This is a genomic window from Acidiphilium iwatense (genome assembly GCF_021556475.1).
Lineage (GTDB): Bacteria > Pseudomonadota > Alphaproteobacteria > Acetobacterales > Acetobacteraceae > Acidiphilium > Acidiphilium iwatense.
This window is the reverse complement of sequence record NZ_JAKGBZ010000038.1, coordinates 1-21,854: the sequence shown is the minus strand read 5'-3', so window position 1 is coordinate 21,854 and position 21,854 is coordinate 1. Positions and strand designations below refer to the sequence as shown.

Annotated in this window: 23 protein-coding genes; 4 read left to right on the top strand and 19 right to left on the bottom strand. The window is 64.9% G+C overall.

What is annotated here, in order from left to right; genetic code table 11:
* Positions 1-2 precede the first annotated feature (2 nt).
* The 18 genes from L2A60_RS15595 to L2A60_RS15510 form a co-directional block, all read right to left on the bottom strand.
* Positions 3-1,553 (bottom strand): formate dehydrogenase beta subunit, encoded by a 1,551-nt coding sequence (locus L2A60_RS15595; protein WP_235705373.1) that lies wholly within the window; start codon positions 1,551-1,553, stop codon positions 3-5.
* Positions 1,553-2,026 (bottom strand): formate dehydrogenase subunit gamma, encoded by a 474-nt coding sequence (locus L2A60_RS15590; RefSeq protein WP_235705372.1) that lies wholly within the window; start codon positions 2,024-2,026, stop codon positions 1,553-1,555. The genes L2A60_RS15595 and L2A60_RS15590 overlap by 1 nt, the downstream gene beginning before the upstream one ends.
* 151 nt (positions 2,027-2,177) lie before the next feature.
* Positions 2,178-3,077 carry a LysR family transcriptional regulator gene (locus L2A60_RS15585; RefSeq protein WP_235705371.1) on the bottom strand — a complete coding sequence of 300 codons (900 nt, stop codon included), beginning with the start codon at positions 3,075-3,077 and terminating at the stop codon, positions 2,178-2,180.
* Positions 3,074-4,078: an alcohol dehydrogenase gene (locus tag L2A60_RS15580; protein ID WP_235705370.1), complete on the bottom strand. Its 1,005-nt coding sequence runs from the start codon at positions 4,076-4,078 to the stop codon at positions 3,074-3,076. Before L2A60_RS15580 ends, L2A60_RS15585 begins: the two co-directional genes overlap by 4 nt.
* A gap of 144 nt (positions 4,079-4,222) precedes the next feature.
* Positions 4,223-4,876 (bottom strand): 3-oxoacid CoA-transferase subunit B, encoded by a 654-nt coding sequence (locus tag L2A60_RS15575; RefSeq protein ID WP_235705369.1) that lies wholly within the window; start codon positions 4,874-4,876, stop codon positions 4,223-4,225.
* Positions 4,873-5,544, bottom strand: coding sequence for a 3-oxoacid CoA-transferase subunit A (locus L2A60_RS15570; RefSeq protein ID WP_235705368.1), 672 nt, complete (start codon positions 5,542-5,544; stop codon positions 4,873-4,875). The genes L2A60_RS15575 and L2A60_RS15570 overlap by 4 nt, the downstream gene beginning before the upstream one ends.
* Positions 5,541-6,704 carry a 3-carboxy-cis,cis-muconate cycloisomerase gene (gene pcaB, locus L2A60_RS15565; protein WP_235705367.1) on the bottom strand — a complete coding sequence of 388 codons (1,164 nt, stop codon included), beginning with the start codon at positions 6,702-6,704 and terminating at the stop codon, positions 5,541-5,543. Before pcaB ends, L2A60_RS15570 begins: the two co-directional genes overlap by 4 nt.
* A 4-nt stretch (positions 6,705-6,708) precedes the next feature.
* Entirely contained in the window at positions 6,709-7,911 is a 1,203-nt protein-coding gene (gene pcaF, locus L2A60_RS15560) for a 3-oxoadipyl-CoA thiolase (protein WP_235705366.1), read from the bottom strand.
* Between the two features lie 3 nt (positions 7,912-7,914).
* Complete coding sequence (gene pcaG / locus L2A60_RS15555; protein ID WP_235705365.1) at positions 7,915-8,445, bottom strand: protocatechuate 3,4-dioxygenase subunit alpha; 531 nt, start codon at positions 8,443-8,445, stop codon at positions 7,915-7,917.
* A 4-nt stretch (positions 8,446-8,449) separates the two neighbouring features.
* Positions 8,450-9,151 carry a protocatechuate 3,4-dioxygenase subunit beta gene (pcaH, locus tag L2A60_RS15550; RefSeq protein ID WP_235705364.1) on the bottom strand — a complete coding sequence of 234 codons (702 nt, stop codon included), beginning with the start codon at positions 9,149-9,151 and terminating at the stop codon, positions 8,450-8,452.
* Positions 9,151-10,293, bottom strand: a complete 1,143-nt coding sequence (pcaDC, locus tag L2A60_RS15545) for a bifunctional 3-oxoadipate enol-lactonase/4-carboxymuconolactone decarboxylase PcaDC (RefSeq protein ID WP_235705363.1) — start codon at positions 10,291-10,293, stop codon at positions 9,151-9,153. Before pcaDC ends, pcaH begins: the two co-directional genes overlap by 1 nt.
* Before the next feature lie 25 nt (positions 10,294-10,318).
* Complete coding sequence (locus tag L2A60_RS15540; RefSeq protein ID WP_235705362.1) at positions 10,319-11,602, bottom strand: bifunctional folylpolyglutamate synthase/dihydrofolate synthase; 1,284 nt, start codon at positions 11,600-11,602, stop codon at positions 10,319-10,321.
* Complete coding sequence (gene accD, locus L2A60_RS15535; RefSeq protein WP_235705361.1) at positions 11,599-12,468, bottom strand: acetyl-CoA carboxylase, carboxyltransferase subunit beta; 870 nt, start codon at positions 12,466-12,468, stop codon at positions 11,599-11,601. Before accD ends, L2A60_RS15540 begins: the two co-directional genes overlap by 4 nt.
* A gap of 10 nt (positions 12,469-12,478) precedes the next feature.
* Positions 12,479-12,928: a hypothetical protein gene (locus L2A60_RS15530; RefSeq protein ID WP_235705360.1), complete on the bottom strand. Its 450-nt coding sequence runs from the start codon at positions 12,926-12,928 to the stop codon at positions 12,479-12,481.
* 54 nt (positions 12,929-12,982) lie between these two features.
* Entirely contained in the window at positions 12,983-13,726 is a 744-nt protein-coding gene (locus tag L2A60_RS15525) for a gamma-glutamyl-gamma-aminobutyrate hydrolase family protein (RefSeq protein WP_235705359.1), read from the bottom strand.
* A 20-nt stretch (positions 13,727-13,746) separates the two neighbouring features.
* Positions 13,747-14,976 (bottom strand): multidrug effflux MFS transporter, encoded by a 1,230-nt coding sequence (locus L2A60_RS15520; protein WP_235705358.1) that lies wholly within the window; start codon positions 14,974-14,976, stop codon positions 13,747-13,749.
* Between the two features lie 79 nt (positions 14,977-15,055).
* Positions 15,056-15,451 carry a YidH family protein gene (locus tag L2A60_RS15515; protein ID WP_235705357.1) on the bottom strand — a complete coding sequence of 132 codons (396 nt, stop codon included), beginning with the start codon at positions 15,449-15,451 and terminating at the stop codon, positions 15,056-15,058.
* Entirely contained in the window at positions 15,448-16,347 is a 900-nt protein-coding gene (locus L2A60_RS15510; protein WP_235705356.1) for a branched-chain amino acid aminotransferase, read from the bottom strand. The genes L2A60_RS15515 and L2A60_RS15510 overlap by 4 nt, the downstream gene beginning before the upstream one ends.
* A gap of 201 nt (positions 16,348-16,548) precedes the next feature.
* On the opposite strand from L2A60_RS15510, the gene L2A60_RS15505 reads away from it, so the two are divergent.
* The 4 genes from L2A60_RS15505 to L2A60_RS15490 all read left to right on the top strand — a co-directional run bounded on the left by L2A60_RS15505 (position 16,549) and on the right by L2A60_RS15490 (position 20,803).
* Entirely contained in the window at positions 16,549-17,067 is a 519-nt protein-coding gene (locus L2A60_RS15505; RefSeq protein ID WP_235705355.1) for a MarR family winged helix-turn-helix transcriptional regulator, read from the top strand.
* Positions 17,068-17,074: 7 nt separating this feature from the next.
* Positions 17,075-17,770 (top strand): response regulator, encoded by a 696-nt coding sequence (locus L2A60_RS15500; RefSeq protein ID WP_235705354.1) that lies wholly within the window; start codon positions 17,075-17,077, stop codon positions 17,768-17,770.
* 19 nt (positions 17,771-17,789) lie between these two features.
* Entirely contained in the window at positions 17,790-19,115 is a 1,326-nt protein-coding gene (locus L2A60_RS15495; protein ID WP_235705353.1) for an ATP-binding protein, read from the top strand.
* A gap of 167 nt (positions 19,116-19,282) precedes the next feature.
* Complete coding sequence (locus tag L2A60_RS15490) at positions 19,283-20,803, top strand: glycosyltransferase family 4 protein (RefSeq protein ID WP_235705352.1); 1,521 nt, start codon at positions 19,283-19,285, stop codon at positions 20,801-20,803.
* Here L2A60_RS15490 and L2A60_RS15485 read toward each other — a convergent pair.
* A complete protein-coding gene (locus L2A60_RS15485) occupies positions 20,760-21,482 on the bottom strand; it encodes an SIMPL domain-containing protein (RefSeq protein WP_235705351.1) in 723 nt (240 codons plus the stop codon). The genes L2A60_RS15490 and L2A60_RS15485 overlap by 44 nt on opposite strands.
* Between the last annotated feature and the right edge of the window lie 372 nt (positions 21,483-21,854).

Sequence of the window (21,854 nt, the reverse complement as noted above, 5' to 3'; positions counted from 1 at the left end):
CTTTATTCTGCCGCGTGCCGCAGCGGCGGCGTCGCGAAATCCTCGGGAAAGTGATCGAGCGCGCTGAGCACCGGATAGGGTGTGAAGCCGCCCAGCGCACACAGCGAGCCGAATTTCATCGTCTCGCAAAGATCGCGCACCAGAGCGAGATTCCGCTCCGGCTCGATACCGGCGATGATCTTGTCGAAGGTCTCCGTCCCGCGCACCGCGCCGATCCGGCAGGGCGTGCATTTGCCGCACGATTCGATGGCGCAGAATTTCATCGCGAACCGCGCCATTTTCGCCATGTCCACGGTGTCGTCGAACACGACGAGGCCACCATGGCCGATCAGCCCGTCCTTTTTGGCGAAAGCCTCGTAGTCGTAGGGCGTGTCGAACAGCGCGGGCGGAAAATAGGCGCCGAGCGGGCCGCCGGCCTGCACCGCGCGCACCGGACGGCCGGAATGGGTGCCGCCGCCGATGTCGTTCACCAACTCGCCCAGCGTAACGCCGAAGGCGCATTCGAACAGGCCGCCGAACTTCACGTTGCCGGCAAGCTGCACCGGCATCGTCCCGCGCGACCGGCCATAGCCAATTTCGGCGTAAGCCTTGGCGCCTTCGGCCATGATAAACGACACACTCGCGAGCGTGATCGTGTTGTTGATGACGGTCGGTCTACCAAACAAACCCCTGATCGCCGGCAGCGGCGGCTTGGCGCGAACCTGGCCGCGCTTGCCTTCCAGGCTGTCGAGCAGCGAAGTTTCCTCGCCGCACACATAGGCGCCGGCGCCGACCCGAACCTCGATATCGAACGCGGCTCCGCTGCCGTCGATCGAGGCGCCCAGATATCCGGCGTGGCGGGCGATGCCGATCGCCTGCTGCATCATGCGGATCGCAAACGGATATTCCGAGCGCAGATAGATGTAGCCCTTGGTGGCGCCGACGCCGATGCCGGCGATCGTCATGCCTTCGATCAGCATGAACGGATCGGCTTCCATGATCAGGCGATCGGCGAAGGTGCCGGAATCGCCTTCATCCGCGTTGCAGACGATGTATTTTTGGGAAGCTGGGGTGCGCGCGACGGTTTCCCATTTGATCCCGGTCGGAAAACCGGCGCCCCCGCGTCCGCGCAGCCCGCTCTCCTTCACCGCCGCGATAATTCCGACGCCCCCGAGCGACAGCGCGCTCTCAAGCCCCTTGAACCCGCCATGATGGCGATAGTCGTCGAGCGAGAGCGGATCGATCACCCCGGCGCGCCCGAAGGTGAAGCGCGCCTGCCTGGCGAGAAACGGAATCTTATCGACATGGCCGAGACATTTCGGATGCGGCGCGCCATCGAAAAAGCGCTGCTCGAACAGCGACGGCACGTCGGCTTCGCTGAGCGGCCCGTAGCCGATCCGCCCCGATGCTGTCGTTACCTCGACCAGCGGCTCCAGCCAGAACAGCCCGCGCGAGCCGTTGCGCACGATGCTCACCGGGATGTTGCGCGCGCGCGCCTCCGCCTCGATTGCCGCGGCGACCCGATCGGCACCTACCGCGACCGCGGCCATGTCCCTGGGCACAAAAATTTTCATTACGCCGCCTCCATCGCCAGGGATTCGAGGCTTGCGGCGTCCAGCCTGCCGACCGGCTCGCCATCAAGCAGCGCGCTGGGCGCGGTGGCGCACAGCCCCAGGCAATAGACCGCTTCGATCGTGATTCGCCCATCCGCCGTCGTCCCGCCCCAATCCAGGCCGAGCCGCTCCAGCAACCGATGCGCGTTCGCCTCCGAACCCATCGACTGGCAGGCTTCGGCGCGGCAGATTTTCAGCACGTGGCGTCCCGCCGGCTCACGGCGGAAATCGTGATAGAAGGTGATGACGCCATGAACTTCCGCGCGGCTGAGGTTCAGCGCCTCGGCGATGACCGGCTCGGCCTCGCGCGGAATATATCCGAATTCCTCCTGAATTGCGTGAAGCATCGGTAGCATCGCTCCTTCGCGATCGTGATGCGTGGCGATGATTTCACGCGCTACGGCCTCGTTCCACGTTTGGGAGGTATCTGCCATCTTCTACGTTCCGTTTTCCATCCGTTTTGGTCGCCGCGTCAGTCTGCGGCGTCTTGGTCGTTCAACCGCAATCGAACGGTTTGGATTTTGTATCCCATAATTCGGCAAAGCAAACAAGCTAAATGCCAGATCATTCGATAGAAAAAATCTATCAAGGCGTGTCCGCGAGATCCTTGGCGTGTTGGGAGGCGATCTGCACCAGGGCAGTCACCAGCGGCGACAGCGGTTCCCGGTCCGGCAACACGAGGCCGACCGTGTGAACCTCTTCGGGCGAAACGATCGGAATCGCGCGCAGTTTTTCGGTCAGACCAAAGATCCGAGCCAGCTTTTCGGGCAGCACACAGGCCCAGCGTCCGGTCTGGACGTGACTGACCAGCACGACGATCGAATTGCTCTCGAGAGTTGGCAGGAGTTCGACACCAGCGTTGTGCAGCAACCGGTCGAGGATGCGGCGATTCTGCATGTCCGGTGTCAGCAGGCAGAGCGGAATTTGGCCGAGTTCGGCCCAACTCACCCGGTCACGATGGCCGAGCAGTGCTCCGGCCGACGTCAGCAGCCGGTAGCGCTCCTGATAAAATGGAACCACGCGGGTACGGCCGATCGGCTCATTGTCGAGATAGGTGACGCCGGCGTCGATCTCGAAATTTTCCAAACGCCGCAGCACCTCGTTGGATGTGCAGGATTGGATCGAAAAGCGGACATCGGGATGCATGGCGCGATAGGGCGTGGTGAGCTCGGTGATGGTGGCGAGCGCAGTCGGAATGGCTGCAATGCGCAGAAGGCCGGAGAGCCCGCGTTTCAGCGCGCCGATATCCGCGCGCATTGCCCGCATGTCGCCCACGATGCGGCGCGCCCAATCGAGCACGCGTTCGCCTTCCGGGGTAAAACCCTGAAAGCGCGAGGAGCGCTCGACCAGCGGCATGCCTAGCGTTTCTTCCAGCGTGCGGATGCCTGCGGAAAAAGTCGGTTGCGTAACTCCGCAACTTTCTGCCGCGCGACCAAAATGCCTTTCGCGCGCCAAAGCCAGAAGATATTCGAGCTTGTCGATCAAGCGGCCCCGGCGACCAGGACGAGCCGGCCGGTCACCTCTCCATTTTTGAGCCGATGCAGCGCCGCATCGGCATCGTGTTGCGGCACCGTCTCGATCGGTAATGGCGGCAAGGCTCCGCCCTGGGCAAGTTCGACCAGGTCGCGCAGATCGCCGGGGGAGCCGACGAAACTGCCTTGAATCGTAAGTGCACGCATCGGCATGAAGGGCAGCGGGAGTGTGAGTTCGCCGCCGAACAGCCCGACCATGACAAGCTTGCCGCCCTTGGCAAGGGCCGCGTGAGCGGCGCGTGCGGTGCCCGAACCGTTGACCAGATCGATGATCGCGACGGGCGGACCGCCGCACGCGGCGACGATCGCTTTGTCGAGCCGGTCAGCCGCACCATCGACCGTCGCGGTCGCACCCGCTTGTATGGCAGCGTCCCGCTTCGTCGCGCTAGTATCGACGCTGACGATCGCCCGATGGCCGAGTACTTTCAACACCGAAATCGCCGACAGCCCGAGCCCGCCGGCGCCGATCAGCACCACCGGCTGGTCGGGCGCGAGCGGCATCACCTTCCTGATCGCGGCGAACACCGTGATGCCGGAACACGCATAGGTCGCGGCCAAAGCGGGGTCGATATCGCCGGGATCGACCAGATGCTGCGCCTCGGCGGCGATCACGTGGGTCGCGAAGCCGCCATTCCGGTAAATCCCGAGCGAGCGCGGCTTCGGACAGAGATTATCCTCGCCTGCCAGGCAGTGCGCGCACTCGCCGCAGCCGGCCCAGGGATAGACGATGCGGATATCGCCGGGCTTCACGCCCGAAGCGGCGGGTCCGAGCTTGACCACCCGGCCGACGATTTCATGACCGAGCGCCAGCGGCAGCGCAATGCCGCGCTGGACGATTTCGTAACGCCCCGCGCTGCCGAGATCGTAATACCCGTCCCAGATATGCAGGTCGGAATGGCAGACCCCGCAATGGGTGACTTCCAGTAGGATTTCGGTGCCTTGCGGCTCAGGCATCGGCAATTCGATTTCGGCGAGGGGCGCACCGTTCTGGACGACTGCCCAAGCACGCATGGATGATTGTCTGTTGCCCTGTTGCGTTGCGTCCGTCATGCTTCACTCCCTATGAATCCATATGATGCGTGTTAGAGGCGCTCGAAATTATTGCCGGTGAAGCGTAGCGCCGGTTTTGACCTGCACATCGGCGTGACTGGCACCCGGAGCGCAGTCGCGGAGTAGAAAGCCCTGCTTAGTGACGTCGATGACGGCGAGATCGGTGTAGATTCGGGTGACCGAGCCGAGCGCGGTGAGCGGATAGGCGCAGCGCTCGACCAGTTTCGGACGGCCATCCCTGGTGGTGTGTTCCATCAGCACCCAGACGCGTTTCGCGCCGGCGCCGAGATCCATTGCGCCGCCGACGGCGGGCGCTTCGCCCGGCTTGCCGGTGGACCAGTTGGCGAGATCGCCATTGGCCGCGACCTCGTAGCCGCCGAGCACGCAGAGATCGAGATGGCCGCCGCGGATGATGCCGAAACTGTCGGCCTGGCCGACGATGGAAGCGCCAGGACGCAAGGTGATCGGCTGTTTGCCGGCGTTGATCAGCCAGATATCTTCCGCGCCCGCGTCGGGCGCCGGGCCGACACCGAGGACGCCGTTCTCGGAATGGAACATCACCTCGCGTTCGGCGGGAACGTAATTGGCGATCAGCGTGGGCAGGCCGATGCCGAGATTGACCGCCCAGCCCTCGGGAATATCGGCGGCGGCGCGCGCCGCCATCTCGGTCCGCGACCAGCCTTTGATCCGGGTTTCGCTCATGATGTGGTCTCCGCGATAAAGATCCGGTCGACAAACAGGCCGGGGGTGATGACGGCATCCGGGTCGATCGCGCCGAGTTCGCGCTTGCGATGGGCGAGCGCGATGGTGAGGGTTGCTGCACTCGCCATCAGCGGATTGAAATTGCGTCCGGTGCGCCGATAGGTGAGGTTGCCCCAGCGATCGGCTTCCCACGCTTCGATCAGCGCGAATTCGGCGGCGAGTGCGGTTTCCAGAATGCAGGGCCTGCCGTTGATGATGCGGATTTCCTTGCCTTCGGCGAGTTGGGTGCCGGCGCCGGTCGGGGTGAAGAAGGCGGGAATGCCGGCGCCCGCCGCGCGGATGCGCTCGGCGAGGGTGCCCTGGGGGACCAGTTCAAGCTCGATCCGGTCTTGGGCGTAAAGCGCGTCGAACGCGGTTTTGCCGGAGGCGCGCGGATAGGAGCAGATCACCTTGCGGATCGCGCCCTGGGCGATCAGCTTGGGCAGACCGCCGAAATCCCCGCCCGCGTTGTTGGCGATGATGGTCAGGTCGCGCAGTCCGCGCTCGCCGAGGGCATCGACCAGCGCGTGCGGCTGGCCGACCGCGCCGAAACCGCCGACCATGATGGTCGCGCCGTCGCCGATGCCCTCGAGCGCCGCATCGATATCGGGGACGAATTTGTCGATCATGGGTGAAGGGCTTTCGTGATCGTGTCGTGATGGTCGAGAGCTTGGGCGATCAGCGCGGGGATCGCCGCCGATGCCGGGATGGCGGGCGCGTGGCGGAGATTGCGCGCCATCGCGTCCGCATCGACGGTCAGACCGTCCAGCGCCTCGCGCAGGGCGGCGAAAGCGCCGCTCGCGGTCAGCATCAGGTCGGGCCAAACCGATTGCTCGGCCTGCCAGGCGCCGGCGGCGCGTTCGTGTTCCTGCGGGATGGCGGCGAGTAAAGTCGCGGCCAGATGCGGGGCGCGGAGCGAGGCGGCGCGCACGGCGATCGACAGGGTCGGGTTGCGCTTATGCGCCATCGCCGACGATCCGCCGCGCCCTGGCGTCACCGGTTCGTGAACCTCGGCGATTTCAGCCTGCATGAGGAGCAGACTATCGGTGGCAATTTTGCCGAACCCGCCGATCGCCGCGGCGATAGTGCAGCCGAGCCGGGCGAGCGGTGCGCGGCGCGTGTGCCAGGGCAGCGGAGGGACGGGGAGATCGAGCGCGGCGGCGAGGGTTTCGGTCGCGTGTTGGGCATTTGTGCCGAATCCATCGAGCGTGCCGGCGGCGGTGCCGAACTGGAGCGTCAGGGCGGGGTGCTGGGCGTCGCGTAGCGCTAACCGTGCGTCATCGAGCGCCACGAGCCAGTTTGCCGCCTTTAATCCGAAGGTCGTCGGCAAAGCGGGTTGCAGCAATGTGCGGGCGATCATCGGTGTTGCCGCGTGGTCGCGGGTGAGACGCGCGGCGGCATCCGCCATCGCGGCGATGTCGGCGTCGAGGAGCTCGAGGCCGCGCCGCAATTGCAGCACCAGCGCGGTGTCGACCACGTCCTGCGAGGTGCCGCCGCGATGTACCGCATCCGCATGGTCCGGCACTTGCGCGCGCAACCAGGCGACCAATGGAATCACCACCGTGCCGGCACTCGCACCATCGCGCGCGAGCGCATCCAGATCGATCGTGGTTGCATCGCAGGCTTTGGCGATCGCGGCGGCGGCGGCGGTGGAAATTGCGCCGATCGCGGCGTTGGCGCGGGCGAGTGCCGCCTCGACATCGAGCATCGCCTGGGCGGCGCCGCGCGCATCGAAGATGGCGCGCATCGCCGGCGTGGACGCCATCGTCTCGGGCAGCGATAATGACATCGTGTCAGATCCGTTCGATCAGCATGGCAATCCCCTGGCCGACGCCGATGCACATGGTGGCGATGGCGCGTTTGCCGCCGTCGGTTTCCAGGGCGCGCAAGGCGGTGCCGGCCAGCCGTGCACCGGAGGCGCCGAGCGGGTGGCCGAGCGCGATCGCCCCGCCATGCGGATTGACCCGGTCGTCGCCATCCTCGATCCCGAGCCGGCGCGTCACCGCGAGCGCCTGGCTCGCGAACGCCTCGTTCAGTTCGATCGTGTCGATCGCGTTCAGCGCAATCCCGGCTTTCGCCAGGAGTTTTTCGGTGGCGGGCACCGGGCCGATGCCCATGATGCGCGGCGGCACGCCCGCCGTCGTCATCGCGACGATGCGTCCGCGCGGGGTCAGCCCATACCGCTGCGCCGCCGCCTCGGACGCCACGATCAAGGCGGCCGCGCCGTCGTTCACCCCCGAGGCGTTGCCAGCGGTGACGCTGCCGGGATCGCGGAACGGGGTTTTCAGCTTGGCCAGCCCCTCCAGCGTGGTTTCGGGGCGCGGGTGTTCGTCGGTATCGACCACGGTCTCGCCTTTGCGGCTCTTGAGCGTGACCGGCACGATCTCGCCGGCGAAAAATCCGGCGTTCTGCGCGGTTTTGCATTTCTGTTGGCTGGCGTAGGCGAACTTATCCTGATCGGCGCGGCTGATCTGGAATTCGGCGGCGACGTTTTCACCGGTTTCGGGCATAGAGTCGGTGCCATACCGGACGCGCATGACCGGATTGACGAAGCGCCAGCCGATCGTGGTGTCGAACAGCTCGGCGGCGCGGCCGAAGGCTTCCGCGCTCTTACCCATTACGAAGGGCGCGCGGGTCATGCTCTCGACCCCGCCGGCGACGATCATTTCGGCCTCTCCAGCGCGGATCGCGCGCGCGGCGGTGCCCACCGCGTCGAGGCCGGAGCCGCACAGCCGGTTGATCGTGCCGCCGGGAATGCTTTCCGGCAGGGCCGCCAGCAGCGCCGCCATGCGCGCGACGTTGCGGTTGTCCTCGCCCACCTGATTGGCGCAGCCGAGCAGAACCTCGTCGATCAGCGCGGGGTCAAGCGAAGGGTTGCGCGCAAGCAAGGCGCGGATCGGGATGGCAGCGAGGTCGTCGGTGCGCACCGAAGCCAGCGCCCCGCCATAGCGGCCGAACGGCGTGCGGATGTAGTCGCAGATGAAGGCTTCGGCCATCGGTCAGAACTCCAGGAAGACGGTTTCGGCGTCGCCTTGCAGGCTGATGTCGAGATGGTAGCGCGCGGGGGCGATTTGTCGCGCGATCAGGGTGGGGCGGCGCGAAGGCGGGTCGATCAGGGCGAGGATCGGGTCGGTCTCGTTCAGGGCTTCGCCGGCGAAATAGACCCGCGTGAACAGCGGTTTCAGCAGGCCGCGCGCGAAGATCGCGATGCCGCAATGCGGTGCCTGGAGCGCGTTGCCGCGCGCACCGGCGGGACCGGACAACGGCTCCGGTCTGATCGTGACGAAGCGGAATGTCCCGTCGCTTCCGGTCGCGGTGCGGCCATAGCCGGGAAAGCTTGCCGAACGCGCGGGCGAAGTCTGGAACAGTTCGATCGCCGCGTCGGTCACGCCGGCAGCGGCGCCGTCGGTCATGCGGCCTTCGATGGCGATGCGCTCGCCTTCGGCGCCGAAGCGGGTGAGATCGAACCAGGCGGGATCGTCGATCAGGTGCCAAAAAGGGCCGATGGTCTGGCTGGCGGTGGCAAACATTCCGTCAGTTTTCCATCGGCGTGGCGTGCCGGCCGCGCAGCACGATATCGAAGTGGTAGCCGAGGGCGCGACCCGGTTCGGTGACGCCGATATCGAAGGCGGCGATCAGCCGGTTGCGCGCATCGGCGTCGGGGGTTGCGAGAAAGATCGGGTCGAGGTCGAGCAGCGGATCGCCGGGGAAATACATCTGGGTGATCAGCCGTGTCGCGAAGCCCGGCCCGAACAGCGAGACATGGATGTGGTTCGGCCGCCACGCGTTATGGTGATTGCCCCATGGATAGGCACCGGGCTTGATCGTGACGAAGCGATAGGCGCCATTCTGATCGGTGAACACCCGGCCGCTGCCTCTGAAATTCGGGTCGAGCGGGGCATCGTGGGTATCGCCTGGATGGGCATAGCGCCCGGCGGCATTGGCTTGCCAGATCTCGATCATGGAATGCGGCACCGGCTTGCCATCCTCGTCCAGCACTCTTCCGGTGACGATGATGCGTTCGCCCAGCGCCTCGCGTCCATCGGTCAGCGCGAGATTGTCGGTCGGCGGGAATTGTGGCGCAGTGAAAACCGGCCCGGTCAGTTCGGTGATGGTCTGCGGGATCGCGACCGGGGCCGAACGGGGCGAACGCAGTACCGTGCTGCGATACTCCGGCGCCAGATAAGGCGGCTGGGTATCCGGCGTCAGAGCACGGAACGGAGTCGTGTCGATCATCATGGGGTTTCCTTGAAGACTTCCTTGGCCATGCGAAACGCCGCGTTCGCCGCCGGCACACCGGCATAGATCGCCGTGTGCATCAGCGCTTCGGCGATCTCTTCATGCGAAGCGCCGGTATTGCGGGTCGCGCGCAGATGCAGCTTGAATTCCTCCTCGCGCCCCAGCGCGGCGGTGATCGCCAGGGTCAGCAGCGAGCGGGCGCGCCGGTCCAGCCCCGGCCGCGTCCAGATTTTCCCCCAGGCGGTTTCGGTGATGAAACGCTGGAAGTCGCGGTCGAACTCGGTGGCGTTGGCGAACGAACGCGCGACATGGGCATCGCCCAGCACCTGCTTGCGCACCGCGAGGCCGGCTTCGTAAGGCTCGGCGCGCGGCGTCAGGAAATCGACGATCGCCTTGGTGACCGCAGCGGGTTTCTCGACCGTCGGAATATGGGCCGCACCCTTGATCACGATCAATGCGGAGCCGGAAATCGTGCCGTGCAAGGCTTGCGACGAGGCAATCGGCGTGGCGAGATCGCTGTCGCCCACGATCACCACCGCAGGCGTGCGCAGCGTGCTCGTGCATGCGGCGAGGTCGGCTGCAGCGATCGCGGCGGCGCAGCCGGCATAGCCATCGACGCTGGTGGTGCGCAGCATCGCGCGCAGGCCGCGCGCCTCGGGTGCGGCGACGAATCCCGACGTCACCCAGCGCGCCAGCACGGCCTCTTCGATCGCGCCGATGCCCTGCGCGCGCACCGTGGCGATCCGTTCGCGCCAGAGCTCGACGGGCGGAATCGCCATCGCGGTATCGCAGAGGATTAGCGAGGCGACGCGCTCGGGATGGGTCGCGGCGAATTCCTGTGCGATCATGCCGCCGATCGAAATGCCGCCGAGATGCACGCGGCCGATATCCAGCGCATCGAGCAGTCCAGCGAGATCCTCCGCCAGCAGCGCCATCGTATAATCGCCCGACGTCGCCTCGGTCAGCCCATGACCGCGCAGATCGGGCCGGATCACCCGGAACGATCGCGCCAGCACTTCCGCTTGCGCATCCCATATATGCGAACTGGTGCCTAACGAATGAAGCAGGACCAAAGGCACTCCACCCGCCGGACCTTCCACCCGAACATGCACCGCAATCTCGTCAACAGTGATGAACATGGGGTTTCCTGATCGCTTTCTGGTATTATCCTGACACCGAAGCGAATGCTTGGGCTCGTGCAAGGATCACTCCCGCAAGATAGAGCGAGCCGCAGATCATGACACGCTTGGCCTCGCCATCTTCGGCGAGGCGCCGCAGTGCCGTCGCGACATCCGGGCCGACGGTCGCGATGCCGCCCGAAGCCGCGACGATCTGGTCCACCGGCAACGCCAGATGCTGTTCCGGTTCCGCAACCGCCTGAATACTCGCGGCATGTGGCATCACGATGCGCAGGAATTCGGCGCAATCTTTCGACTGCTTCATCCCGACGATGAGATGAGTCGGCCCCGGCCAGTCCCGCAAAACGCCTGCGATGGCATGGGCACCGCCTGGATTATGGGCGCCGTCGAGCCAGAGCGACGAGCCCGATGGCAGCAGATCGACGAAGGGCGAAGCGAGACGCTGCAATCGTGCCGGCCATTCCGCGCGAATCATGCCCGTGGCAAACGCGTCTTCCGGGATCGCAATACCGCTGCCGCGCAGGGATGCGATTGCGATACCCGCATTGTCGAACTGATGGGCTCCGCCCAGCGAAGGGTGCGGCAAATCGAGCCGCCCGCGCGCATCCTCGAACCCGAAGCTCTGTGCGGAGGGGGTCACGAACCATTCCCGGCCGCGGGCGGCGAGTGATGCGCCTTTGCCGCGTGCGGTTTCCTCGATCACCGCGAAGATGTCGGGCGGCTGGGTTCCGGTGACCGTGTAGACGTCCGGCTTGATGATGCCGGCTTTTTCCCGCGCGATCACCGTTTCTGTATCACCCAGAAACTCACGATGATCGAGCGAGATCGCGGTGATCCCCGCTGCCACTGGCGGCGGGATCACGTTGGTCGCATCAAAGGTGCCCCCGAGCCCTACCTCGATCACCGCGAGATCGGCATCCTGCGCTGCAAATAACAGGAACGCCGCGGCGGTGATTGCCTCGAACACAGTGATGGGGGCGGTATCGTTAACTCGTTCGATCTCGGCCAGCGCTGCGTCAAGCACGTCATCATCCACTAGCGCCCCGGCAATGCGGATGCGCTCGTTGAACCGCACCAGATGCGGCGAGGTGTAGACGTGCGGCCTGAGTCCGGCCGCTTCGGCGATCGCGCGGATGAAGGCGCAGGTGCTGCCCTTGCCGTTGGTGCCGGCCACATGAATAATGGGCGGCAGGCGGCGTTCCGGGTTGCCGAGGGCGGCGAGCAACCGTTCCAGCCGCTCCAGGCGCAGGTCGATCAGGCGCGGATAGAGGGTATGAAGCCGCTCCAGCCGCGCATCGATCCGGGTCACGCCGCGCGCTGCTCCGCCGGCGCGACCCTCAGCAATCCGAGCAGCCTTCCGATCATGGGTGTCAGTTCGCCGCGCGGCACCACCATGTCGATCATGCCGTGCTCGAGAAGATATTCCGCCCGCTGGAACCCTGGCGGCAGCTTCTCGCGGATGGTTTCCTCGATCACCCGCGCGCCGGCGAAGCCGATCAATGCGTTCGGCTCGGCGATCTGGATGTCGCCGAGCATCGCGAAAGAGGCGGTAACGCCGCCGGTGGTGGGATCGGTGAGCACGACGATATAGGGCAGGCCCACCTCGCGGACCATCTGCACGGCAATGGTGGTGCGCGGCATCTGCATCAGGCTGATCGGGCCCTCCTGCATCCGCGCCCCGCCCGATGCGGTGAACACGATCAACGCAGCGCGCTGCAGAACCGCGAGCCGTGCCGCCGCCACCAGCGCCTCGCCCATCGCGGCTCCCATCGAACCGCCCATGAAGCGGAAATCCATCGCGGCGACGACCGCTTTGTGGCCACCGACGCTACCATGGGCGACCAGCACGGCATCCTCCATTCCGGTTTTCTTGCGCGTATCGGCCAGACGGTCCGGGTAGCGCTTCTTGTCCTGAAACTTCAGCGGATCTGCCGGTGCTTTCGGTAAATCGATCTTGTGGAACGTTCCTTCGTCAAACGTCCAGGCCAGGCGCTCGGCAGCGCTCGCGCGCATATGGTGGCCGCAATGCGGGCACACCTTCCTGGCAGCCTCGAACTCCCGATGGAAGATCATCTGCTGGCAGGACGGGCACTGGTGCCAGAGATTGTCCGGCGCCTCCTTGCGACCGAGCAAGGTGCGAATGCGCGGGCGGACGAACTCAGTCAGCCAGTTCATCGGGCTGCGATCAGAAAATGCTGTTGATGATGTCGTCGCCGATGCCGAATCCGGCACCCATCGCGACCGCGCGGCCGAAACCCGAATTCAGAAAGCCGCCCAGCAAGCCGCCGCCCTGCTGCGGGTAAGGCGGATAGGGTTGCTGCGGATAGCCCTGCGGCTGCGGCGCGCCCCAAGGTTGTTGCATTTGCGGCTGCTGGGTCTGCGGCACCGAGCTGAGCTGCTGGGACTGGTTGGCGACGAACCCGTGCAACGCCTGGAGCAGATTGGCTACCTGATTCTGCTCGGCCTGGATCGCGAGTGCGATTTCCTTCAGATCGAGCAGCCATTCGCGTGCATCCTGATTGCCGGACTGTGAGGCGGTCTGCAATTTGGCGGCGAGGTCTTTCAACTCCTGCACGGTCTGCTGCGCCTGACTCTGCAATTGCTGATACTGGTTGTCGATGGTCTGAACGTCCATGGCGACGTCTCCTTATGCGATGTTGGCGTCATATAGCCCGGTTCGTCGCGAAAGTCAGGCGGCGCGGGCGAGCCCCTGCCGATACGCCGCACAGGCCTGCCCGAAGGCCGCGAACAGGCGCGCCCGGTCGGGATAGGCCATCACCTCCCATTCAGGGTGCCATTGCACGGCGAGCGCGAAGCCGCTTGCGGTTTCGACCCGTACCGCCTCGATCGTGCCGTCGGGTGCGACGCCCTCGACGACCAATCCCGGCGCAAGACGATCGATCGCCTGACCATGCACCGAGTTGACCATGATCGTCGCAGCACTCACGATCCGCGCGAGCGCGCCGGTCAACGCGACCTCGTGCTTGATCGCGAACTGCTCGGCGCGGGTGCCGGTCCCGGCGCGATGATCCGTCCGTCCGGCAACCTCGTGGACCTCCTGATGCAGCGTGCCGCCGAGGGCCACATTGAGTTCCTGCATGCCCCGGCAAATCCCGAAAATCGGCATGCCGCGTGCGAGGGCTTCCTGAATCAGTGGCAGGGTGGTCGCATCGCGATCAGGGTCATGCACATCGGGCGTGGCGTCCCTGGCGACGCCGTAACGCGCGGGCGCCACGTTGCTGGGGCTGCCGTCGAACAATATGCCGTCCAGGCGGTCGAGCACGGCGATCATGCGCTCGCCCTCCGGCGGGATCAGCAGCGGAATCGCGTCGGCGGCGCGGATCAACGCTTCGCCATAGCGCGCGGGGGTCGCGTGCTGGTGATGGTTGGCGATTATTCTAGTGCAGGCGGGAATGCCGATTATTTGGATCATACGAGACATCCTATACCCGATTATACAACGGAACGAGGGCGAAACGCCGCGGCGGCGAAGGCGAACAGCGCGCAGCCGAGCATGGTGATCGCCATCGGTCGCGCGGTGCCGTCGGCGAAAGCGCCGACCACCGCCCCGGTGATCGCGCCGCCGACATATTGCCAGGTGCCCATCAGCGCCGAGGCAGACCCGGCATGAGCCGCGTGGCGCGACAATGCGGCGACCATGGTGCTGGGCAGCGCGAACCCGTAACTCGCCTGGCAGATGAACAGGGCGGCCACAATGGCGACCGCCCCGCCGCCGAGCATGGACGATATCGTTAGCGCTAAAGCGCCCAGGGCCAGCAGAATCACCGAGACGGTAATAACCGGCCGCAGCCCGACACGGGCGACCAGATGCGGATTCCACTGGTTGAACCCGATATAGATCGCCGCATTAGCGCCGAATAGCGCGGCATATTCCAGCGGCTGCCAGCGGAATTCGCCGATGAACACGCCCGGCGTGCCGGCGAGATAGGCGAACAGCGCGCCGATCGCGAAGGTGCCGGTCAGCGCGTGGGCGAGAAAGCTGCGCTCGGTCGTGATCTGGCCGTAGCGGATCAGGATCGAGCGGAAGCCGACCAGACTGCGCCGCTCGGGGGACAGCGTGTCGGGCAGCAGACGCCAGACCAACCCGATGGCGACCACGCCATAAATCGCCGCAAGCACGAAGATCCAGCGCCATGAGCCGAAGGTGATGACGACGCTGCCCAATATGGGAGCGATGATCGGTGCGACCCCCATCACGAGCATGAGTTTGGAGAACAGCATCGCGGCCGCCGGCCCGTCCGCCACGTCGCGCACCATGGCGCGCGGGATCACCACCGAGGCCGAGCCGCCAAAGGCCGCGAGAAGGCGGAAGGCCGAAAGCGATCCGGTGCTCCAGGCCAGCGCACAGCCGATAGAGGCTAAGATATAGAGAGCGAGCCCGAGCAGGATGGGAAGCCGCCGCCCGACCCGGTCGGAGAACGGCCCCTGCGTCATCTGTCCCATCGCGAGCCCGGCGAAATAGGCGGCGAGGGTGAGGCCGGGTGCTGCCGCATCGTGGAAATCGTGCGCGATCGCGGGGAAGGCCGGCAGATACATATCAACCGAGACCGGCCCGATCGCGATCAGGAAGCCGAGCAGCAAGGGCAGTCGGCACGGCACCGGGATGGCGGGTGCTGAAGCGGTAGCGACGGCGGTGATCGGGGCAGAGGACACGCCCGACATTTAACGATTCCCCGGTGTCGGGTGAACGACCATCCGGCGCAATGCAGTCCGGCGTGCCGGGCCGCCTACAGGCGGCATCTCAGCCGTGGCCGGAGCCCTTGAGCATCGTCAGGCCCAGATACACCGCAAGCCCGAAACCCAGCACGACGATCAGCCCGGCCAGGGCCAGATCGAGCTTGTCGCCCTCGGCATTATGCGTCTCCTCGGCGCTGATGGCGGTGCGGTTGCGGGTGAAGCGAAGCATCGCCGCCGCCACCATCAAGGCACCGGCGATAATCAGTGCGAGTCCAACCAGGCTACCTGTAACCTGGCCGGACATCGCGACCTTTTTGCCGAGCGATTTGCCGGCAATTTTGAGAAAAATGTCAAACCGCTCGACCAGGAAGCCGAACGCCATCACCGCGATCGCGGTGCGCACCCATGCCAGAAAGGTGCGCTCGTTTGCCGCGTGGTCGGAGAAGCGCGGAACTGTCACGCAGCGCGCTTGGCGACTTCCTCCGGCGGCATCCGCACCAGTGAGTCGTAATCGGCGATCAGGGTTGCGGTGATCTGTCCCGGCGTGAACGACAGATCGCCGATCTGCCGGACCGGCGTAACCTCGGCGGCGGTTCCGGCCAGAAACACCTCGGTCGCGCGCGCCATTTCCTCCGGTAGGATGCGGCGTTCATGGACTGGAATTTGCCGGGCGCGCGCCAGCGCCATCACGGTGCGGCGGGTGATCCCGTCGAGGAAACAGTCGGGCGTCGGCGTATGCAGTGCCCCGTCCATCGCAAAAAAGATGTTCGCGCCCGTTGCCTCGGCAACGAGGCCGTCGGAGGTGAGCATCAGCGCGTCGTCGAACCCGGCGGCTTCGGCGGCGTGTTTCGAGAGCGTGCCGATCATGTAGAGGCCGGCCGCCTTTGACGCCGTGGGCGCGGTGCGCGGATCGGGCCGGCGCCATTCCGCCATTCCAAGCCGGATTCCCTTCATCCGGTCCTTGCCGAACAGGTTGGGCCAGGCCCAGGCGGCGATCGCCAGGTGGATTTTCGTCTGCTGCGCCGAAACCGCGAGCTGTTCGGAACCGCGCCACGCGAGCGGGCGGATATAGGCGTCGGTCAGGCCGTTGGCGGCGAGAACCTCCTTGCACGCGGCATCGATCTGATCGGCGGTGAACGGAATCTCGAAGCCCAGCAGCTTGCCCGACTGGATCAGCCGGTCGGTGTGGTCGCGCAGGCGGAAAATGTTGCCGTCATAGGCCCGCTCGCCTTCGAACACCGCCGAGGCATAATGCAGCCCGTGCGAGAGAACGTGGAGATTGGCGTCTCGCCAGGGGCGCATGACGCCATCCCACCAGATCATGCCGTCGCGGTCGTCAAACGGAACCAGGCTCATCGTCGAATTCTCCCCTTTTGTCATGGCGGTTTTCGCCAGCGAAAACCGCGAAACAGCCTTAAATCGTCATCCCGACGCGGCCAAGGCACGGTTGGCATTGCAAATCTGTAACAAATCCCGGCTTTCGCTCAGGATGATTTACAAAAAGCCAGATTCCCTGTCTTATCACGATCTGCAGACAACAGTAATGGTGAGCGTGCCATGCATGACAAATCCGCTCAACCCGGTCCCTCCGCCGGTCTGCTATTCCTCCGCGAGGATGAATTGCGTCTGGCTCAGGATATGATCTTCTTTGCCCACCGCGATCTTGTCGCCACGGCGGATGCCATGCTGGCGGATATGGGGTTCGGTCGCGCCCACCACCGCGCCTTGCATTTCATCGGACGAAATCCCGGCCTGCCTGTGGGCGAGTTACTGCAGATCCTCGGCATTGCTAAGCAGAGCCTGGCGCGTGTACTCGGCCCGTTGATCCGCCAGGGGTATGTCCAGCAGCTACCGGGCCGGGTCGATCGCCGCCAGCGTCTGCTTTCGCTCACGCCGGAAGGAGTTGCGCTGGAACGCCGCCTGTTCGAAACGCAGCGCGAACGCCTGACCGCTGCGTTTCGCGAGGCCGGCGGCCCGGCGGTCGAAGGGTTTCGCAAGGTTCTGCGCGGCATGATGAAGACCGAGGCCCGGAGCTATCTCGACCGGGCCGAAGCGGCGCGAACCGCGAAACGATGAGGCCGTGATGAACGGCTCTGCCGCGCATATTCTGCTGGTGGACGATGACGCGCGGCTGCGCACGCTGATGTCGCGCTACCTGGTCGAACAGGGATTTCGGGTCACGACCGCGGAAAGCGCCGCGGCCGCGCGGGAAACCTTGCGCATCGTCGATCCCGACATGCTGGTGCTCGACGTCATGATGCCCGACGAATCCGGACTCTCGCTCACCGAATCGCTTCGTGCCGACCGGGCGCCCAGCCTGCCTATTCTGTTGCTCACCGCCCGCGGCGCGCCGGAGGATCGCATCGCCGGATTCGAAGCGGGCGCGGATGATTATTTAGGCAAGCCCTTTGAGCCGCGTGAACTGGTGCTGCGGATTCGAGCCATGCTGCGCCGCACTATCTCGCCACCCGCGAACGCGGGGCCGATCCTGCTCGGCAGTGCCAGTTTCGACCCCAATCGCGGCGAATTGATCACCGAACGCGGGCCAATGCGCCTAACCGGGGGCGAGACAAGCCTGCTCGCGGTGCTTGCCGCTCGCGCCAACGAAGTACTTTCGCGCGAGGCACTGGCGGAAATTCTCGGCATGGACGAAGCCGGGGAACGCGCCATCGACGTTCAGGTAACGCGGCTGCGCCGCAAGATCGAGACCGATCCGCGCGAGCCGCGCTTTCTGCAGACGGTGCGCGGCCGAGGCTATGTGCTGAAGCCGGGGCCGTGAAGAACCACGAAAGCGTCAAATGAAGCTCGCGCCCAAGGGGCTTGAGCCCGATCGGGCCCTGCGGAAAATCCTGCCCCGCAGCCTGTTTGGCCGCACCCTGCTGATCGTGGTGTTGCCGCTGGTATTGCTGGAGGCTGTCGCACTGCAGATTTTCTACGGCAGCCACCTGGATACGCTGTCGCGCCGGCTTGCCGGCAGCGTCGCGGGCGAGATCGCCTTCGTTCTCGATCAGGCGGATCAGTATCCGGCGACGCGCCGACAGATCTATGCCAATGCCGCCTATCGGTTCGAATTCGCCTTTCACTTCCATCCCGACGCCACGCTTAGGCCTCGCCGCCTGCCGCACGCGCTCGGCCCGGTCGATACCGATCTCGCCCGCGCCTTGACCGCAGGTCTTGGCCGGCCCTTTGCACTGGTCTGGCACGGCCCGCCCGGCATGGTCCGTGTCGACGTGCAGGTTTCGAACGGGGTCCTGACCGTCGATGTACCACGCAAGCGACTGTATATCGGTGCGCTCTATATTTTCTTCGCCTGGCTGGGCGGTTCGACGGTGCTTCTGCTCGGGCTGGCGATTCTGTTTCTGCGTAATCAGGTGCGCGGAATCCGCCGCCTCGCACTTGCCGCCGAGGCATTCGGCATGGGACGCGATACCGGTCCGATCCGACCAGAGGGCGCCACCGAGGTGCGCCGCGCCGGCACCGCGTTCAACCGGATGCAGGATCGGATTCGCCGGTTTCTTGCCCAGCGCACCGCCATGCTTGCAGGCGTCTCCCATGATCTACGGACGCCTTTGACGCGGCTGCGTCTGGCGATCGCCATGCTGCCGGCGGATGTGGGCGACATCGCCGGCATGGCGAGCGACATCAACGAAATGGAACGGCTGGTTTCACTTTACCTTGCTTTCGCGAGGGGTGAGGGGGCCGAACAGCCGCAGCAAACCGATCTCGCCCTGCTGATCGAAGAGGTGGCGGCACGTACGGCGCGCGGCGGCGCGGCGATCACTCTGGACATCGCCGAACTGCCGCCTGTCGTGCTGCGCCCGGAAGCGATACGACGCGCTCTTGCCAATTTGCTGGACAACGCGGCCCGTCATGCGCGGCAGATCGGCATTGCGGCGGCGCCGGAAGGCGAACGAACGGTGCGTGTCGCTATCGACGATGACGGGCCGGGCATTCCGCCAGAGCGGCGCGAGCAGATGTTCCGACCGTTCGAAAGCGGCAGTGCGAGCGGCACCGGGCTTGGTCTCGCGATTTCGCGCGACATCATCGCGGCGCATGGCGGTGAAATCCGGCTCGACGACAGTCCGCTCGGCGGTTTGCGTGTTTTAATCACGATTCCAATATGAATATATGTACATACCGCAAACGTTAACGTCAAGATGGCGATTGATGGTGTTTTTGTCACGATTTAAAACGGCCGCGATATGGACGTTATGGGTTACCCTGGTTAGAACGAATTCATGCTATTCAATCAAGGACATGTGATTCGCCGACAAACGGGAGCGCCTTTCACGTGCCACATGCGGACACCGGACATCCATTGTTGCGCGATATGACGATCTGGGTCGATGTCGATGATCTGATCGGTCATTTCTACGCAGGTAACCGACCGAGCGGAATTCAGCGCCTGTCGCTCGATCTTGCCAGCGCCCTCGTAGCGGTCGGGGCAGGACGCGTGCGGGTTTGCCGCCATGGCCCAGGTGAAACGGGCTTCACCGAGTTGGACTGGCAGAACTGCGAGGCAAAGCTTCGCGGCGCGATGCATGACGTTCAGGGGCAGGCGCCGGACCAATCGGTGGCGACCGGCTGTCGCGAACCGCATAGCGAGGTTTCTCCGCTCCGCCGCGCCGCCCGCCGCTTGCCGCTCGACCTTCGCGGGCCGATCGCAACAGCCTATATCGCCGAACGAAATGCGGGACGCGCTCTCGGTCATGCGATCATCGCTCAGTTCCACGCAGCCCGTGCCCTGCGTGACTTGGTGGCCAATAGTTGGCGCTGGATGCGTCCGCGCCGGTTTGCTCCGAAAAAAATACAACAAATTAAAGAAGTTACTCGGAATGATGCGGTCAACGATCGGCCCGTGCCGTTCGCGCCCGGCGATATTCTGCTCTCGACCGGCGCGACTTGGCAGTTCCCGTCCTATGCCGCGAAAATCGATCGCGTGCGCGCGATCGGCGTTCGCTTCGCGCCATTCGTACATGACATGGTGCCCCTTCTATTCCCGGAATGGTCGGTGAAGAGCACGACGGAGGGATTCGAGGTGTGGGCGCGGGAGGTGCTGATCCGTGCGGATATCGTGTTTGCCAACTCGAACGCGACGGCACGCGATGTCGCACGTTACGCCCGGCAGGAAGGATTGCGGATTCCGCGCGCCATCAAACTGCCGATGGGGGCGAGTTTCCCCGGTCAAGCAGATGTGGATGCTCCGAGTCTGCACCCAAGACCGTTCGTTCTGTTCGTCTCGACGCTGGAGCCCCGGAAAAATCATGCGGGGATGCTAAGACTATGGCGCCGGCTTCTCGCCAGCCTGCCCGAAGCTCAGGTGCCCGACCTCGTCTTCGCGGGCCGGGTGGGTTGGATGGCGCATGACGTGATTGCCCAGGCGGAAAACGCGGACTGGCTCGGCGGCAAGCTCCGGCTGATCGAGGGACCCGGCGATGCGGAACTCGCGTCACTCTATCGCGACTGCATGTTTACCATATATCCGTCCTTTTACGAAGGCTGGGGATTGCCGGTCACCGAAAGCCTGAGCTTCGGCAAACCTGTTGCGGCGTCGAACCGGGCTTCGATCCCGGAAGCCGGCGGCGATTTCTGTGCCTATTTTGATCCCGACGATCTGAACGATGCCTATCGCGTCATCTCGGGGCTGATCCTTAACCCCGAGCGTGTCGCCACGCTGCAACGCCGGATCGCCGGTGAATTCCGCCCGCCAAGCTGGCGGGATTGCGCCGCGGCGATCATCGCAGTGCTCGACTCCGAGAGCCTGCCGCTCAACGCGACGGCGGTTCCAGAAGTATCGTCGCTGACAGGCTGACCTCCTGGCGGATCGGCCCCGGTTGGGCGGAAGGCGCGGGTGCAGCCGCCGCCATCATCGGCAAGGCGCGCATAAAGGGCCGGATCGGCGACGCGATATTGAGCCGCAGATGGGTGATTTGCCCAGGCTGCTCGCCGAGGGCTTTCGCCGCCGCGGCGGTTTCCGACCGCAGTTGGGCAACTGCATCCCCGATCGCCGCATCGCGAGTTTGCCGCGTGACACTTGGGCTCAGCGTGCCCGAGAGACCCTCAAGCAGCATATTTTTGGTCTGAAGCCGGCCGATCAGCGCGAGTACCGGCTTGGCCGCAGCTGAGTCTGGTGCCGCATCGAATCGCAGGGTCAGGCCCTGCTGGGCGCGCCAAGCGGTATGTTTTGCATTGTCGGGCACCACGGAATACCCGTCTGTTGTCGCCATCAACCCCTTGATACGGACTGCCTCACGCAAGGCCTCGGCCATCGTCACGTTGATCCGGCGTTGCGCATCGGCGGCGGTCGGAGCGCTTGCTGTGGCCGAAAGCCGGACGAGCATGGCGTCGGGCACATGATCCGCACTGCCGGTTACCTCCAGTTCGATTGTCGTTGCCGAAGAGCCGTGGGGCGTCGGGTTCGCATGCGCGATGAACGCTCCCGTCAGCCAAAGGGTTGCGCCAACCGCAATCCGAGTACTTGTCTTTTTCATGGTTCCCAAAATCTCAGAATTTATATCCCAACGCCAGCACCCGCGCGCGGACATGCGACCGGCTGGCACCTTGTCAGAGAGCGTCTCGCCTCACATTGTGGCGATCCTATGGATTCCGAGTTCGCCCCCCACATCCCGATCGGACGCTTTGGCCTTGTCGATCTACCGGCAGCTTCCGGTTTTGCGGCGTTTCGGCAGGCCGTACTGGATTCCAGCGCGGCAGATTGTGCTTTCCGCCATGCCGCGGACTGAACCGCGCCGGGAATCCTGGAGGCTCCAACTCTTGAGTAGGATGGAGCAATGGAAAAGCGGAAGACATCGAACAGATATTCACCTGAGGTCCGCGAACGCGCGGTGCGGATGGTGCTGGAG